Raw genomic sequence first — 15,413 nt, forward strand, 5'->3', positions numbered from 1 at the left:
TTTCCCTTTTTAAATTTTTAAATTATGCTTTATTTTTGCTTAATTTTCAAGAAAAATTATATTTTAAACTGAACTTTTAAAATTTCTTTTAATTCATTTATCGCTTTAATATTTTCTTGAATTTTAAATGGCTCTTTAAAAGCAAAATCAATCGTTTTATCAAGATGCAAATAACAATGTTCAGGCTTATTAAAAGCTCCAAAAGCAACCTTTAAAAGCAAATTCTCATCTTGTTTATAGATGCTTTCAAAATGCAAGAAAAAATCATCTTTTTTTATAGTAATATTTTTAAAGTTCTGCTCTATTTTTTTCAAATCCTCTTTAGAAAATTCAACCGATGAGAGATTAAATTCATTTAACTCATAGTTTTTACACTCTTGGTTAAAATTCCACACCCAAAGATCATATATATTTTTTTCTTGCTTTTTCCATCTATCTTCATATTTGCTTGAAATTTCTAAATTTTCATTTTTTCTAAGGCTAAATTTTGGAGCAGGAAAAGTCAAAAATTGCTCTAAAGTAAAATTAAAATACTCAAAACTATCTGTTCTAAGCTCAAAACGACCATTTTGAACTAAAACCCTAGCACATTCTTTGCAAAAATCTTTCCCAATAACTCGCCTATGAGGCTTTTTATCCCAAGGAACAGGGAAATGTAAAAAAATCTTTTCAACTGATTTTGATTTTAATACACTCAATAACAATCTCGCATCACTTTGGATTAGCAAAATATTATTTACATTTTGTGCTTTAGCAAGTTTAGCCACTTGAGTTAAAGCTGGGTTGTAAATTTCCACCCCTAAAATTAAAACATTTGGATTTTCTTTTGCTTGATAAAGCAAATGTCTTCCTGATCCAAAGCCTATTTCTATATAAATTTTACCTTGAAGTCTAGATAAAAGCTCATCAAAATTATCAACGATAAATGGTGTTTTTTCAATTAAAGCATTATTTTTAAGTCCAAAAGCTTCATTGATAATATCCTCACAAAAACCTTCTTTAAAGATTTTTAAAGCCTTTTGCAAATAACCTATTTTAGAAGGTTTTGTATGTTTATCGCCTTTAATCACAAAACCATTTTGTGCTTTTTTAATCTGCAGAAAAAAACTCTCTTCTTGAACCTTTGTATAAATAAGACTAACATTATCATTCTTAGCAAGCCAAAGAAATTCAACATCATCCTTACTATAAGGCAGATTTATTTCTTTGATCTTTTTACTTTTAAAATTTGGCACTACTGAGCCGCCTTAACTTTGCTTGAAGGTTCTGAACGAAGCCCGGCTGAATCAATAGCAATAACTTCATAACTATATTCCACCCCTGGCAAAGCTTTTACATCTTTTAATCGCTTTTCTTTAATGCCTTTAAAAACTGCATTTTGCTCCCCGCCATAGCGTCTTACTTCATACTCAACAGCTCTAGTATCATTATCACTCCATTCTAAATTTATCCCTTCGCTTGTACTTTGAGCCAAAATAATACTAGGAGCCAAAGGGTTGCCTAAAGTTTTACCTTCTACACCATCTTTTGGCATAGGACTTTCAAGACCATCTTTATCCACCATTGTTACTTTATAATACTTGCTTTTACCTGCTCCTTCTACTATATCCTCATAAGAATTTTTATCAGTCTTTGCCAAAACACTAAAAGGAAGGAAGCTTGAGCTCGTAGAATAAACTTTATAATAAGAAAAATCTTCATACGTAGGAGCATCCCAAGTTAAAATGATTTTACTAGAACCATCTGTGCTAGCACTTAAATGCTCAACTTGAGGAGGTAAAGCCTTGCTTGTAGAACTTACAACTTGACTTGACCCACTCTTTATCCCATTAAAACTCACAGCAATAATTCTATAACTTGAATTTTCATTAGGCTTTAAATCACTATCGATGTATTCAGCGTTTAAACGATTTTTTACTTCTGCAATTTTTTTAAATTCTTTATCATCACCTTTGGTTCTTTCAATAATATAAGAATCAACCCTAAAATCAGGATGCGGACGCCAAATAAGTTTAATACGATTAGGCAAATTAGTCACAGCTTGAACAAAAGGAACAGCTTCAAGTCTTGGAGCTGTGCTCACTTCTATAACCTTGCCATCTTCTGAAATTTGTCCTTGCTCATTAAAGCTTTTCATCATATAACGATACTTAGTACCAGGCTCTAATTTAGTATCTACATAATGAGTTTGAAACTTATCTTTAATAGTGCCTACAAGTTTAAAATCAGGATTTTCATCACTAGAACGATACAAATAAAATCCTTTAATATTTTCATTATATAAAGGCTCCCATTCAAAAGCAATATTACTCATATCACTAAGACTTTTTAAACTTTCAACCTTTGGCAAGCTTTCATTTACAGCAGGCTCTTTACTTGAAGCTAGCGAATTCATTTGCGAAACACTACAAGCGCTAAGCAAAAGAGTTAAAAAACTCAAGTAAAAACTCAAGCGAAATCTTTTCATCATTCTCTCCTAAATTAATTTGTTCAAACATAATATTTTTAAAATCTTCCATCAAAGGTGCTTTAACAAAAATTTGTTCTTTGGTTTTTGGATGGATAAAATACAAAAAATAAGCATGTAACATTATCCTACAATCATACTTACCCTTATAACCATACAAACTATCACCTAAAATATAGCGATTTAAACTAGCCAAATGCGCTCTAATTTGATGAGTTCTTCCTGTAAAAAGCTTAGCAGCCATCAAAGTTAAATTTTCAGTTTTTACTACATTTATAAAAGCTGATTTTGCGTTTTTACTGAATTTATTTTCCTTATCTATGGCTATTTTTTTAATAGCATTAGAAGGCGAACGCATTAAAAATTTTTCTACTATAATTTTATCTTCTTTTAGTGGCAAATCAATTAACGCAAGGTAAATTCTTCCCATGCTTTTATCTGCAAGCTGTTCACTTAATTTTTGATGGGTGAAATTATTTTTCGCTATTAGTATAGCTCCGCTTGTATCTTTATCTAATCTATGGACAAGACCAGCTCTTATCTCTCCTCCTAAATTTGATAAAGTATATTTTTTTTCTATTAACCAATCCACCAAAGTGGCATTTTTAACGCTACTTGCTCCATGAACGACTAAATTTGAAGGTTTATTTAAAACAAGCAAGTCTTCATCTTCGTATAACACATCAATATCAAAATCCACTTCAAACTGAGGTTTTATCTCATTGCAAAGCTTTAAACTTGCAATAGAAATAATATCACCATTTTTAAGCTTAAATGAATTTTTATCTTGAATTTTATCATTAACCTGTACACAATCTTTTTCTATAAGTAAAGCAACTTGATTGCGACTTTGGTTTAATTTTTTAGCCAAAAATACATCAAGCCTTGAATTTTCATCTACTAAAAAAGTTTGCATTTTTTCCTTAGAGGTTTTGATAAATTTAAAATTTTAGTTTATAATTATAGCTTTATATTACCAACTGAAGGCAAATTTTGTTTAGATTAGATAGAAGAATTTTAACTCATTTTGACTATATACAACCCATTTTATTTTTACCCATAATTCTTATTTCATTTTTCTTAATCTTTGAAGCTAATCCTTTTTTAGCAGAAAAACAGTTTGTTTATGCCTGTGTGGGATTGTTTGCTTTTATGGTTTTTTTCTTCTTTCCCATAAGGAAATTTATTTGGATTATTCCTGTTGCTTATTGGATTAATATTTTTTTATTGCTAAGCGTAGATATTTTTGGGGTTGAAAAATTAGGTGCTAAAAGATGGCTTGAAATTCCTTTTACTCACTTTACTATACAACCTTCTGAAATTTTTAAACCTAGTTTTATTTTAATGCTTGCCTATCTTATTTATCAAAATCCTCCTCCAAAAAATGGATACAAACTTAAACAATTCATCAAACTTAGCTTTTACATCATCTTGCCTTTTTTGCTAATTGCAAAAGAACCTGATTTAGGAAGTGCTATGGTTTTACTACTTGTTGGTTTTGGAGTGCTTTTTATCATGGGAGTTCATTATAAAATTTGGTTAAGTATTGTTATAGCTATAAGTGTTAGCTCTCCTATTATTTATACACATCTTTTAAAACCCTACCAAAAGCAAAGAATTCATGATTTTATTTCAGAAAAACCAAGTTATCAAGTAGCCCAATCAATGATAGCTATTGGAAATGGTGGTTTAACCGGAAAATCTCAAGATGAAGCTACGCAAACTCATTTTAAATTTTTACCTATTTCAACTAGTGATTTTATTTTCGCTTACATGATAGAAAGATTTGGATTTATTGGGGGATTGACATTAATTATATTTTATATTTTACTTATTTTTCATCTACTTAGTTTAAATTATAAACTTAAAGATGATTATTTTGCTAGAGTTGCTATTAATTGTGTTGCATTATTTATTTTTATTTATGCGGCAGTAAATATTTCAATGACTATAGGTTTTGCACCAGTAGTTGGGATCCCTTTGCCTTTTTTTAGTTATGGTGGAAGTTCTTTTACTATTTTTATGATTTTTTTTGGAATTTTACAGCATTTAATCACTTTTAGATATTTTTGGACGGATATAAAGGCTAAATAAAATATTTTTAAGCATTAATAAGATATAATTTTATCTTTTAATTCAACTTAGGCGGATTTATAGCTCAGTTGGTTAGAGCAACCGGCTCATAACCGGTTGGTCGCAGGTTCGAGTCCTGCTAAATCCACCATTCTACATATAAGCTATAGACTCTTTCTTTAAAAAATAACTTTTAGTTCTTTAAATATTTCAATCTTATATAAAAAAAGTATGTGATGTGATTTTTTGAAAGATAAAGTGGTGGTTAGAGGCAGAATCGAACTGCCGACACGCAGATTTTCAGTCTGCTGCTCTACCGACTGAGCTATCCAACCACAATGTTTGATAAAGTAAAAATGTAATTGTATCTTTTTTTCTTTAATTTAAGTTTAAATACAAAAATAAAATTTTATTTCCCTTAAAGTTTTAATAAGATAGAATACCCGCTTTAGATCATTATCAAATGGAAATTTTTTGAAACAATTTGGACTAGATAGACGAACTTTTAAAATTTTACTAGCTGGTTATATTATTATTGCATTGTTTGGGGCTTTATTGCTACATTCAAGCTGGGCACATACAACTCCTATTGATTTTTTAGATGCCTTTTTTACAAGCACATCTGCTGTTAGTATGACAGGATTAGTAGTTAAGAACACTGCGGTTGATTTTACCTTAGCAGGACAAATTATTATCTTAGCTTTGGTGCAAATTGGAGGCTTGGGATATATGGGTATAGGTTTATTTGTTTATATACTCATACGCAAAAAAGTTGGTTTTAGTGCAAGAAATTTACTAAAAGAGTCTTTATTTTATCCATCAATGGATGGTTTATTTAAATTTTTTAAAAAGGTTTTGCTGTTCATTTTTACTATAGAATTGATAGGTGCTATACTTCTCACCATGCGTTTTGCCCTTGAAATGAATTTTAAGAAAGCTTTATGGTTTGGAATTTTTCATTCTATTAGCGCTTTTAATAATTCTGGATTTACTATATTTGAACATGGATTTATAGCTTATAAACATGATATAGCAATTAATCTTATTATCACTTCTTTGATTATTATTGGAGGGCTTGGATATTTTGTTTTGGTTGAATTATACTTTTTTCAAAGAAAAAAATTGCAAAATTTAAGCCTACATACAAAAATGGTTGTTGTTGCAAGTATTTTTCTTATTTTCTCTTCAACGCTTATTATTTTTGCTTTTGAATACTCAAATCCTCAAACTATAGGACATTTTTCATTTTTTGATAAAATTTTAAGCTCATATTTTATCGCTATTAATTACCGCACAGCAGGATTTAATACCTTAGATATGGGACATTTGCATGATGCAAGCTTATTTTTTGGATCATTGTTTATGGTTATTGGTGGTGCACCAGGTGGAACAGCTGGGGGTATGAAAGTAACAACTGTAATGGTTTTATTGCTCTATGCTTATTGGAGTATCCGCGATGGAAGAGTTAGAATTTTTGGACATGAAATTCCAAGAGAAACTATATCTAAAGCTTTTATTATAGCTGTAGGTTCAGCTGTTTATATAGTAATAGCTGTTATTTTGCTTTCCTTGCTAGAGTCAAAATTTGATTTTATAGCCTTGCTTTTTGAAACTTCTTCGGCTTTTGCAACCGTAGGAATTTCAGTGGGAAATGGTGGAACTTTATCTTTATGTGCTTTATTTAGTGATCCTAGTAAGGTGATTATCATCATTATGATGCTAAGTGGCAGGATAGGTGTTTTTGCTTTTTTACTCTCGGTATTCAAACAAGACAAAGCTATTCATTTAAAATTCCCTGAAGGAAAGGTTAATTTATAAAGGTAAAATCGTGAAAAATCTTAATTATGGAATCATAGGACTTGGAAAATTTGGCTCAGTTGTAGCAGATGAACTCATTGCTGGAGGTCATACTGTTATCGTTGCGGATAAAGATGAGGAAGCTTTAAAAAGTATACAAAATCCTCCAAGCTATGCTTATATTTTAGATTCTACAAATATTTCAGCCCTAAAAGAAGCAGGCTTTCATGATGTTGAAGTTGTTATTGTTAGCATAGGAGAAAATGTTGAAAAATCAATCCTTACTCTTATGGCGCTTAAAGATATAGGTGTTAAAAATATCATTGCTAAAGCAACCTCTAATATCCATGGTCAAATTCTTTCTAAGTTAGGTGCAACAAAGGTTATTTATCCTGAAAAAGAAAGTGCTAAAAGACTAGTAAAAGAATTTTTAACTAAAGATGCTGATTATGAAGTTTTTGATCTTTCAGCAAATACTATACGAGCTATTAAGATCAATATAGATGAAAAATTAGCAGGAAATTCTTTAAAACATGTAGCACAAAATATGAAAGTGATTTCTTATAAAAAATTAAATAGTGACTGGGAAATACTACCTGATTTAGAAACCACGACAGTTTATAGTGGAGATGTTGTAATACTCCTTGGAACAGTTAAAGAACTTAGAGAATTTGAACACTAAGCAAGATTTAAAGCCTTACAAGCCTTTACAAAACGCTTTAAGGCTGTTTTTTCTTTGGTAGAAATTTTATGATATATAACTTCATCTAAATAATATCTAACATCTTTTATATCTAAATCCCTTGTTTTGGCATAATTTTGCAGTATATAATAAGGAATTTTAATCTTTGTTTTTGGAAATTTTTTCAAAATTTGTTTATATAAAGCTTTTTTTTGCACACAAGAAAATCTAGCAAAAACAAAAGGCAATCCTGTTTTTTCGTGCCATTTTGCACATAAATCGATATATTTAGAAGGATCTTTTAGATAAAGCTTTAAAGCCTTATCACCTATAATTACTTTTCCATCTTGTTTTAATACTTTAGCCAGAGCGTTTGAAGTTGCTGAACTTGGATCTTTGGCATTTGATGTATTTTTTTCTACTAATACACTTAAAACTCTTTTATTGGCACAAATACCCAAATCTAAATTTTTATATTTTTTTCTAGCACTTTCTATGCTTGAAATGATAGCTGCATCAATTCTTCTATAAAATAAATCTTTATTTAGCTTACTTGGAACTCCTTTTTTATACTCCATACTTGCTTTATAACCATTAGGTAGGGGATATTTCTTAAGATATATATGTAAAGGTAAAAGATTAATATAATCAATTTTTCCAAAAATCATCTCTTTTATAGAGTGTTAAACACTCTATCTCCTGCATCTCCAAGCCCTGGGATAATATAACCTTTTTCATTTAAACCTTCATCAATACAAGCCACAAAAACTTCTACATCATCATGCATTTGGCTAAATTTTTTCAAACCTTGTGGAGCAGCAAGTATGGATATAAATTTTATTTTTTTAACTCCTTGGCTTTTTAAAAAATTACAAGCATCTATAGCAGTCCCACCTGTAGCAAACATAGGATCTATAACAATAGCAGTGCGTTTTTTTGCATCTTTGGGAAGTTTTTGAAAATAAAAATCCGCCTTTAAAGTTTCTTCATTTCTCACAAACCCCAAAAACCCAACACTTGCATCAGGAATCATCTTAAAAACACTTTCAAGCATTCCTAATGCAGCTCTTAAAATAGGACAAATCATAATCTTTTCATCAAGTTTTTTTACTATAGTTTTTTGTATAGGTGTTGAAATTTCAATTTCTTTTAAAGAAAAATCTTTACTCACTTCAAAAAGCAAAAAAGATGAAATTTCATCGATTAACATACGAAATTGAAAGGGCTTTGTCTCTTTAGCCCTTAAAATTCCTAACTTATGTTCGATCAATGGATGATTGATACAATGAATATTTTTCATTTTAAGCTTTCAAAATAAGCTTTCTCGTTAAAATTTTTTACCTTAGCCACACCATCTTTTACCGCAGCTGCTGCTACAGCTGTACTTACTGCAGCTTTTACTCTTTCATCAAAAGGTTTTGGTATGACATAATCTCTTCCAAATTCTAAGGTACTTAAATTATAAGCCTTTTTAACTGCATCACTTACAGGAAGTTTTGCAAGATCTGCTAATGCTTTAGCAGCCGCTACTTTCATATTTTCAGTGATTTTACTTGCACGCACATCTAAAGCCCCACGGAAAATAAAAGGAAAACCTAAAACATTATTGATTTGATTTGGATAATCACTTCTTCCTGTTCCTACAATCGTATCTTTTCTAAGTCTAGCTACATCTTCAGGCATCACTTCAGGAATAGGATTTGCCAAAGCAAAAATCACAGGATCTTTTGCCATGCTTAAAACCATTTCATCATCAAGAATTTTTGGCGCACTAAGTCCTAGGAAAACATCAGCTCCTTTTAAAACTTCTTTTAAAGTCTTTTCCTTAGAATCAACAGCAAATTCAAGCTTTTGAGGAGTTAAATCATTTCTATCTTTAGAAATCACTCCTTTGCTATCTACTAAAATAATATTTTCAACCCCTAAATTTCTATACATCTTAGCACTTGCTATACCTGCGGCACCTGCGCCACTTACAACCACCTTAATGTCTTTAAATTTTTTACCGCTTATCTCCATTGCATTCATAAGCCCTGCAGTTGAAATAATAGCTGTTCCGTGCTGATCATCGTGCATTACAGGAATTCCTAAATCTTGTAAAGCCGCTTCGATTTCAAAACATTTTGGAGCAGCTATATCTTCTAAATTTATCCCGCCCACAGTTGGAGCCAAAGCTTTGCAAAAATTTACAATCTCTTCCACACTATGAACATCAATTTCTATATCATAAGCATTGACATTTGCAAATTTTTTAAACAAACAAGCCTTACCTTCCATAACAGGTTTTGAAGCCTGCGCTCCTATGTTTCCAAGTCCTAAAACAGCAGAACCATCACTAACTATAGCTACTAAATTAGCCTTATTTGTATAAGTATAAGCAAGCTCATTATCTTTAGCGATTTCAAGGCAAGGTTCTGCAACTCCTGGGCTATACGCCAAAGATAGATCATGGCTTGTAGCCATTGGCTTACTTGGTACAATATCAATTTTCCCACCTAAATGGTATTTTAAAGCTTCTTCTTTTAAATTCATTTTATTTTCCTCTAACTTTTAAAAAATTTTCTATTCTTTTTTTGCACTCATCAACCTCTAAAAATTCTAATACTTCAAAAATACTAGGACTTACCGCACTCCCTGTTAAAGCTATGCGTATAGGCTGAGCCAAATCTTTTAACTTTGCTTCTTTTTTTTCTAAAAAATCATTTGTAAAATCTTCAAAATCTTTACCTGTTTTTTGATCTTTAAGTGTATTAGCAAATGCTTGGAGCAATTCTAAATTATTTTTGTTAATAAATTTTTGTACTGCATTTTCATCATAATTTTGCGGCGCATTAACTATACTTTTTGCACCATTGATAATATCATGCAAGGTTTTTGCACGCTCTCTTAATAAATCAAGTAAAAATCCTGCCTTTTCACAAACAGATAAATCAAAGCCAAGATCCTTAAGCTGACGGTTAATCTCTTCAAAAGGCAAAGTTTTAATATAATGAGCGTTAAGCCATTCAAGCTTTTTAGCATTATAACAAGATGCGCTTTTATTAATATGATAAGGGTCAAAAAGTTTTTTCAAATCTTCTAATGAAAAAACCTCATCATCACCATGGCTCCAACCTAAACGCACAAGAAAATTAAGCAAAGCTTGAGGTAAAATTCCCATTTCTTTGTATTCCATAACATCAGTTGCCCCATGTCTTTTTGAAAGCTTTTTACCATCTTCTCCATGTATCATAGCCACATGAAAAAATTTAGGAATTTTAAAACCCAATGCCTCATAAAGCACAATTTGTTTAGGAGTATTTGAAAGATGATCATCTCCGCGAATCACATCACTTACCCCCATTAAAGCATCATCAATAACAACAGTAAAATTATAAGTTGGAGTTCCATCACTTCTTGCAATGATAAAATCATCCATTATATCCTCTGCTTTAAATCTCACCTCGCCTTTAACCCCATCTTCAAAAACAATCTCACCGCTTTGAGGTGCTTTAATACGCACAACAGGCTCTATACCCTGAGGTGGCGTGCCTGTAAATTCTCTATATCTTCCATCATATCTTGGGCGCTCTTTGGCAGCTTCTTGCTTGGCGCGCAATTCTTCTAATTCTTCTTTACTCATATAACAATAATACGCTTTACCTTCATCTAAAAGCTTTTTAACATATTCTTTATAAAGATCAAAACGCTCTGATTGGTAAGTTACTTCTCCATCATGTTCTAAACCGCACCATTTAAAAGCTTCGATAATTGCTTTAGTAGCTTCTTTGGAATTTCTTTTTAAATCCGTATCTTCGATACGAAGTAAAAAATTTCCACCATTTTTTCTAGCGTATAAATAATTATAAAGAGCTGTTCTAAGTCCACCTATGTGCAAATACCCTGTTGGGCTTGGAGCAAAACGCGTTGTAAGTTTTTCGTGCATTTTTTGCCTTTTCTTAAATTTTTATTGATATAATGCGATATTTATACTTAAACAAAGGTTTGAAATGAAAAAAATTTTATTAAGTTTTGCATTTTTTGCAAGTTTAGCTAGTGCAAATACCATTAATGCTATAGCTGTAGTTGTAGATAAAGAGCCTATCACAACTTATGATATAGATCAAACTATGAAAGCACTTAAAATTGATAGAAATAAAGCTTTAGGCGTACTCATCAATGAAAAAATGGAAATTTCACAAATGAAACAACTAGGTATTGTAGTCAATGATCTAGAGCTTGATGATGCTATAAATAAAATGCTTGCTCAAAACAAAACGACTTTAAATGCTTTCAAAGCAAATTTAAAATCCAAAAATCAAAGCTATGAACAATTTCGTGCAAATTTTAAAAAAGATTTAGAAAAAAGAAAGCTTTATGAAAAAATCGCAAGTATGGCAAAAACTGATTTTAGTGATGATGGAGCAAAAAAATTTTTCGAACAAAATAAAGATAAATTCACTTTTTATACACAAATTAATGCAAATATTTATCTATCAAACAATCCTCAAACTTTAGAAAATATCAAAAATACAAAAAAAACAATCCTTAAACCACAAAATGCATCTTTAAACACAAGTAATGCCGATCCAAGACTTTTAGGGCTTTTATCACAAATTCCTGTTGGAGGCTTTTCCCCTATTTTAAATGGAAAAAATGGCTATGAACTCTATGAAGTTAAAAGCAAAGATGGGGCACAAACTCCTGAATATGAACAAGTTAAAAATGAAGTTTTAAACGCTTATATAAGCGAACAAAGACAAAATTTCATACAGGATTATTTTGATAAACTCCGCTCTAAAATCAATATAGAATATTTAAGATAAAAATTACAATTAAAATTTCCCTTTAATAGGGAAATTTTAATGTCTTGCAAGATAATTTGTATCGTAGTTATTATTAATAAAATCAGGATTTTCCATCATAGAAAGATGAAAATCTTTGGTTGTTTTTATCCCACTTATAAGCAACTCATCTAAAGCTACTTTCATTTTTGCAATAGCTTTATTACGATCTTCTGCCCAAACTACAAGTTTGCCTATCATAGAATCATAATAAGGAGGCACGCTATAGTCTTGATAACAATGACTTTCCATTCTGACATTGCGTCCTGCGGGTGGAATGTATTTAGTAATCTTACCTGGACTTGGCAAGAAAGTTTTGGAATCTTCAGCTGTGATTCTACATTCTATAGAATGCCCATTTAATTTAATACTTTCTTGAGATGGTAAAGCATAACCTTCTGCTACTTTAATCATTTGTTCTATGATATCAATCTCACTTACCATTTCACTTACACAGTGTTCAACTTGCAAACGCGTATTCATTTCTATAAAATAAAAATCCAAATTTTTATCTACCAAAAACTCAAAAGTTCCCGCACCTTCATATCCTATAGCTTTAGCTGCCTTAATAGCAGTTTCATGAAGTCTAGTGCGTGTTTTTTCATCAAGCAAAATCGCAGGGGATTCTTCTATAAGTTTTTGATGGCGTCTTTGCATAGAACAATCTCTTTCGCCCACATGAATCACATTGCCAAAACTATCTCCTATAACCTGCACTTCTATATGGCGTGGATTTTGTATGTATTTTTCCATATACATAGTTCCATCGCCAAATGCTGTCATAGCCTCGCTTTCAGCCGACCAATACGCTTTTTCAAGATCTTTTTCATTTTCAACCACACGCATACCACGACCACCACCACCTGCAGCTGCTTTTAAAATCACAGGATAACCTATTTCTTTGGCAAGTTTTTTAGCTGCTTCAGCTCCTGCCAAAGCCCCATCGCTTCCTGGGATCACAGGTACGCCTGCTCTTTGCATGACTTGTTTTGCTTTTGATTTATCACTCATTAAATTCATAGCTTCCACAGAAGGACCTATAAATTTGATGTTATGTTTAGCACAAATTTCAACAAAATTTTGATTTTCACTTAAAAATCCGTATCCTGGAAAAATCGCATCTGCTTCAGCAATTTCAGCTGCTGTAATAATAGCTGGGATATTTAAATAGCTTTCAGAACTTCTTGCTTTGCCTATACAAATGCTTGCATCAGCGTATTTTAAATACAAAGCATCTTTATCTGCTTCAGAATACACACAAATTGCTTTTTTACCCATTTCTTTAATCGTTCTTAAAGCACGCAGTGCTATTTCTCCACGATTAGCAATTAATATGCTTTTAATTTCCATTTTATAATTTCTCCACCGCAAATAAAGGCATTCCAAATTCTACAGGCTGACCATCAGCAACTAAAATTTCAGCGATCCTACAATCAAATTCCGCTTCAATTTCATTCATGATTTTCATCGCTTCGATAATAGCTATAGTATCGCCTTTTTTAACCGTACTACCTACTTTTACAAAAGGTGCTGCACCTGGACTTGGAGCTTGATAGAAAGTTCCTACCATAGGGCTGTTTATACTTGGTTTGTTTGATTTTACACTTTGACTAGGTTGAGCTTCGTTTACAACGCTTACATTGATAGGTTGTGGAGCTGGAACTGGAGGACAAACAGGAGCTGGAACATCGCAGCACATATCTCTTTCAAGTTCTATTTCAAAACCATCTTGTTCTTTGATCTTAATTTTACTAATATTTGCTTCAGCAAAAAGGTTGACTAACTCTTTAATTTCTTCTTTTGTCATAAAATTCTCCTACAAAATTTAAGAACTTAACCTTGTATTATATAAAAAAACTTGAAATTTAACTTTAAAAAAGAAAAAAATCATAAAAAATATAGATTTTTTAGGTTATAATCCTTACAAAAAATTACAAATATTAAAAAGGTTAAAAATGGGCTTAAAAGCGGATAATTGGATAAGAAAAATGGCATTAGAACACAAGATGATCGAACCATTTTGCGAAGCAAATATAGGAAAAGGTGTGGTAAGCTATGGACTTTCAAGCTATGGTTATGATATACGTGTAGGGCGTGAGTTTAAAATTTTTACCAATGTTAATTCAACTGTAGTGGATCCAAAAAATTTCGTAGAAGAAAATGTAGTAGATTTTGAAGGCGATGTATGTATAGTTCCTGCAAATTCTTTTGCCCTAGCTAGAACTATAGAGTATTTTAAAATGCCTGATAATGTCTTAGCTATTTGTCTTGGCAAAAGCACTTATGCAAGATGTGGCATCATCGTCAATGTTACCCCTTTTGAACCAGGTTTTGAAGGACATATCACTATAGAAATTTCAAATACTACACCTTTACCTGCAAAAATTTATGCCAATGAAGGTATAGCGCAAGTGTTGTTTTTGCAAGGCGATGAAAAATGTGACACCACTTATAAAGATAAAAAAGGCAAGTATCAAGCCCAAACTGGCATAACCTTGCCAAGAATTTTAAAATAGGAACACTTATTGCTTTAATTTTAAAAAAAACTTAAGCAAAGGAAGGCAAAATGTTTAACAAAAAAAATATCTTAATCACGGGCGGAACAGGCTCGTTTGGAAAAACTTATACTAAGGTTTTGCTAGAAAACTATAAACCTAATAAGATTATCATTTATTCTCGTGATGAGCTCAAACAATTTGAAATGGCAAGCGTTTTTAATGCTCCTTGTATGCGTTATTTCATAGGAGATGTAAGAGATAAAGAGCGTTTAAGTGCTGCTATGCGTGATGTGGATTTTGTTATACATGCTGCTGCAATGAAGCATGTGCCTATTGCTGAATATAACCCTATGGAATGTATAAAAACAAACATACACGGTGCGCAAAATGTCATCGACGCTTGTTTTGAAAATGGGGTTAAAAAATGTATCGCTCTTAGCACAGACAAGGCTTGCAATCCTGTAAATTTATACGGCGCAACCAAACTTGCAAGCGACAAGCTTTTTGTCGCTGCAAACAATATAGCAGGCAACAAACAAACACGCTTTGGTGTTACAAGATATGGCAATGTTGTAGGTTCAAGAGGATCGGTAGTACCTTTCTTTAAAAAACTCATCAGCGAAGGAGCTAAAGAACTTCCTATCACCGATACAAGAATGACTCGTTTTTGGATCAGCCTTGAAGATGGAGTGAAATTTGTACTGAGCAATTTTGAAAGAATGCACGGAGGAGAAATTTTCATCCCTAAAATTCCTTCGATGAAAATCACCGATCTAGCTCATGCTTTAGCTCCTCATTTAAGTCATAAAATCATAGGTATCAGAGCAGGAGAAAAACTACATGAAATCATGATTTCAAGCGATGATAGTCATTTAACCTATGAATTTGAAAACTACTATGCCATAAGCCCTAGCATTAAACTTGTAGATAAAGATAATGACTTTAGTATCAATGCCCTAGGCGAAAAAGGACAAAAGGTAAAAGATGGTTTTTCTTATAGTTCGGATAATAATCCTTTATGGGCAAGCGAAAAAGAACTTTTAGAAATCATCAATCACACCGAAGGTTTTTAA

The 15,413-nt window shown here is 31.6% G+C and carries 15 protein-coding genes and 2 tRNA genes; 7 read left to right on the plus strand and 10 right to left on the minus strand.

Translation table 11 applies throughout. From position 1 onward, the window contains the following. Window positions 1–56 precede the first annotated feature (56 nt). The 3 genes from trmB to FBF20_RS06540 are packed head-to-tail and all read right to left on the minus strand — an operon-like array spanning window position 57 to window position 3,383. Window positions 57–1,235 (minus strand): tRNA (guanosine(46)-N7)-methyltransferase TrmB, encoded by a 1,179-nt coding sequence (gene trmB / locus FBF20_RS06530; protein ID WP_002858203.1) that lies wholly within the window; start codon window positions 1,233–1,235, stop codon window positions 57–59. Next, window positions 1,235–2,470, minus strand: a complete 1,236-nt coding sequence (locus FBF20_RS06535; RefSeq protein WP_010891920.1) for a fibronectin type III domain-containing protein — start codon at window positions 2,468–2,470, stop codon at window positions 1,235–1,237. The genes trmB and FBF20_RS06535 overlap by 1 nt, the downstream gene beginning before the upstream one ends. Beyond that, on the minus strand, window positions 2,415–3,383 hold the full coding sequence (locus tag FBF20_RS06540; RefSeq protein WP_002858282.1) for an RluA family pseudouridine synthase: 969 nt from the start codon (window positions 3,381–3,383) through the stop codon (window positions 2,415–2,417). The genes FBF20_RS06535 and FBF20_RS06540 overlap by 56 nt, the downstream gene beginning before the upstream one ends. A gap of 77 nt (window positions 3,384–3,460) precedes the next feature. Between FBF20_RS06540 and FBF20_RS06545 the strand changes: the two genes are divergently transcribed. Next, window positions 3,461–4,561, plus strand: a complete 1,101-nt coding sequence (locus FBF20_RS06545) for an FtsW/RodA/SpoVE family cell cycle protein (RefSeq protein WP_002864601.1) — start codon at window positions 3,461–3,463, stop codon at window positions 4,559–4,561. A gap of 53 nt (window positions 4,562–4,614) precedes the next feature. Beyond that, a tRNA-Ile gene (locus tag FBF20_RS06550) sits at window positions 4,615–4,691 on the plus strand. Between the two features lie 108 nt (window positions 4,692–4,799). On the opposite strand, the gene FBF20_RS06555 is transcribed toward FBF20_RS06550, so the two are convergent. After that, window positions 4,800–4,875: transfer RNA gene (locus FBF20_RS06555), tRNA-Phe, on the minus strand. A gap of 139 nt (window positions 4,876–5,014) precedes the next feature. Here FBF20_RS06555 and FBF20_RS06560 point away from each other — a divergent pair. Together FBF20_RS06560 and FBF20_RS06565 are read left to right on the plus strand one after the other, a co-directional pair. Beyond that, on the plus strand, window positions 5,015–6,358 hold the full coding sequence (locus FBF20_RS06560) for a TrkH family potassium uptake protein (RefSeq protein WP_002864101.1): 1,344 nt from the start codon (window positions 5,015–5,017) through the stop codon (window positions 6,356–6,358). 10 nt (window positions 6,359–6,368) lie between these two features. Continuing rightward, entirely contained in the window at window positions 6,369–7,019 is a 651-nt protein-coding gene (locus FBF20_RS06565; RefSeq protein ID WP_002853664.1) for a TrkA family potassium uptake protein, read from the plus strand. Here the strand turns inward: FBF20_RS06565 and FBF20_RS06570 are convergent. From FBF20_RS06570 to gltX, 4 genes are read right to left on the minus strand one after another with little or no spacing between them, the layout of a single operon-like run. Beyond that, on the minus strand, window positions 7,016–7,687 hold the full coding sequence (locus FBF20_RS06570; RefSeq protein ID WP_002857885.1) for a menaquinone biosynthetic enzyme MqnA/MqnD family protein: 672 nt from the start codon (window positions 7,685–7,687) through the stop codon (window positions 7,016–7,018). The genes FBF20_RS06565 and FBF20_RS06570 overlap by 4 nt on opposite strands. 5 nt (window positions 7,688–7,692) lie before the next feature. Beyond that, complete coding sequence (upp, locus tag FBF20_RS06575) at window positions 7,693–8,319, minus strand: uracil phosphoribosyltransferase (protein ID WP_002874417.1); 627 nt, start codon at window positions 8,317–8,319, stop codon at window positions 7,693–7,695. Then, window positions 8,316–9,551 (minus strand): malic enzyme-like NAD(P)-binding protein, encoded by a 1,236-nt coding sequence (locus tag FBF20_RS06580; RefSeq protein ID WP_002868535.1) that lies wholly within the window; start codon window positions 9,549–9,551, stop codon window positions 8,316–8,318. Before FBF20_RS06580 ends, upp begins: the two co-directional genes overlap by 4 nt. 1 nt (window position 9,552) lies before the next feature. Continuing rightward, the gene (gene gltX, locus FBF20_RS06585; RefSeq protein WP_002869091.1) at window positions 9,553–10,944 is read right to left on the minus strand and encodes a glutamate--tRNA ligase; all 1,392 of its coding nucleotides are present in this window, start codon (window positions 10,942–10,944) and stop codon (window positions 9,553–9,555) included. A gap of 64 nt (window positions 10,945–11,008) precedes the next feature. Between gltX and salC the strand changes: the two genes are divergently transcribed. Beyond that, entirely contained in the window at window positions 11,009–11,824 is an 816-nt protein-coding gene (gene salC / locus FBF20_RS06590; RefSeq protein WP_145699570.1) for a peptidylprolyl isomerase SalC, read from the plus strand. Between the two features lie 36 nt (window positions 11,825–11,860). On the opposite strand, the gene FBF20_RS06595 is transcribed toward salC, so the two are convergent. After that, complete coding sequence (locus tag FBF20_RS06595; RefSeq protein ID WP_002871650.1) at window positions 11,861–13,192, minus strand: acetyl-CoA carboxylase biotin carboxylase subunit; 1,332 nt, start codon at window positions 13,190–13,192, stop codon at window positions 11,861–11,863. A 1-nt stretch (window position 13,193) separates the two neighbouring features. Beyond that, entirely contained in the window at window positions 13,194–13,649 is a 456-nt protein-coding gene (gene accB / locus FBF20_RS06600) for an acetyl-CoA carboxylase biotin carboxyl carrier protein (protein WP_002853623.1), read from the minus strand. A 148-nt stretch (window positions 13,650–13,797) separates the two neighbouring features. On the opposite strand from accB, the gene dcd reads away from it, so the two are divergent. After that, window positions 13,798–14,358: a dCTP deaminase gene (gene dcd, locus FBF20_RS06605; protein ID WP_002854086.1), complete on the plus strand. Its 561-nt coding sequence runs from the start codon at window positions 13,798–13,800 to the stop codon at window positions 14,356–14,358. 50 nt (window positions 14,359–14,408) lie between these two features. Continuing rightward, window positions 14,409–15,413 (plus strand): UDP-N-acetylglucosamine 4,6-dehydratase (inverting), encoded by a 1,005-nt coding sequence (gene pseB, locus FBF20_RS06610; RefSeq protein ID WP_002873131.1) that lies wholly within the window; start codon window positions 14,409–14,411, stop codon window positions 15,411–15,413.

The sequence above is a fragment of the Campylobacter sp. CFSAN093259 genome (assembly GCF_012889985.1).
Lineage (GTDB): Bacteria > Campylobacterota > Campylobacteria > Campylobacterales > Campylobacteraceae > Campylobacter_D > Campylobacter_D jejuni.

Coding starts and splice junctions, on each gene's coding strand:
- upp (WP_002874417.1), bottom strand. CDS start 8,319: ATGAAAAATATTCATTGTATCAATCATCCATTGATCGAACATAAGTTA.
- FBF20_RS06540 (WP_002858282.1), bottom strand. CDS start 3,383: ATGCAAACTTTTTTAGTAGATGAAAATTCAAGGCTTGATGTATTTTTG.
- FBF20_RS06580 (WP_002868535.1), bottom strand. CDS start 9,551: ATGAATTTAAAAGAAGAAGCTTTAAAATACCATTTAGGTGGGAAAATT.
- FBF20_RS06535 (WP_010891920.1), bottom strand. CDS start 2,470: ATGATGAAAAGATTTCGCTTGAGTTTTTACTTGAGTTTTTTAACTCTT.
- dcd (WP_002854086.1), top strand. CDS start 13,798: ATGGGCTTAAAAGCGGATAATTGGATAAGAAAAATGGCATTAGAACAC.
- FBF20_RS06570 (WP_002857885.1), bottom strand. CDS start 7,687: ATGATTTTTGGAAAAATTGATTATATTAATCTTTTACCTTTACATATA.
- salC (WP_145699570.1), top strand. CDS start 11,009: ATGAAAAAAATTTTATTAAGTTTTGCATTTTTTGCAAGTTTAGCTAGT.
- gltX (WP_002869091.1), bottom strand. CDS start 10,944: ATGCACGAAAAACTTACAACGCGTTTTGCTCCAAGCCCAACAGGGTAT.
- FBF20_RS06595 (WP_002871650.1), bottom strand. CDS start 13,192: ATGGAAATTAAAAGCATATTAATTGCTAATCGTGGAGAAATAGCACTG.
- pseB (WP_002873131.1), top strand. CDS start 14,409: ATGTTTAACAAAAAAAATATCTTAATCACGGGCGGAACAGGCTCGTTT.
- accB (WP_002853623.1), bottom strand. CDS start 13,649: ATGACAAAAGAAGAAATTAAAGAGTTAGTCAACCTTTTTGCTGAAGCA.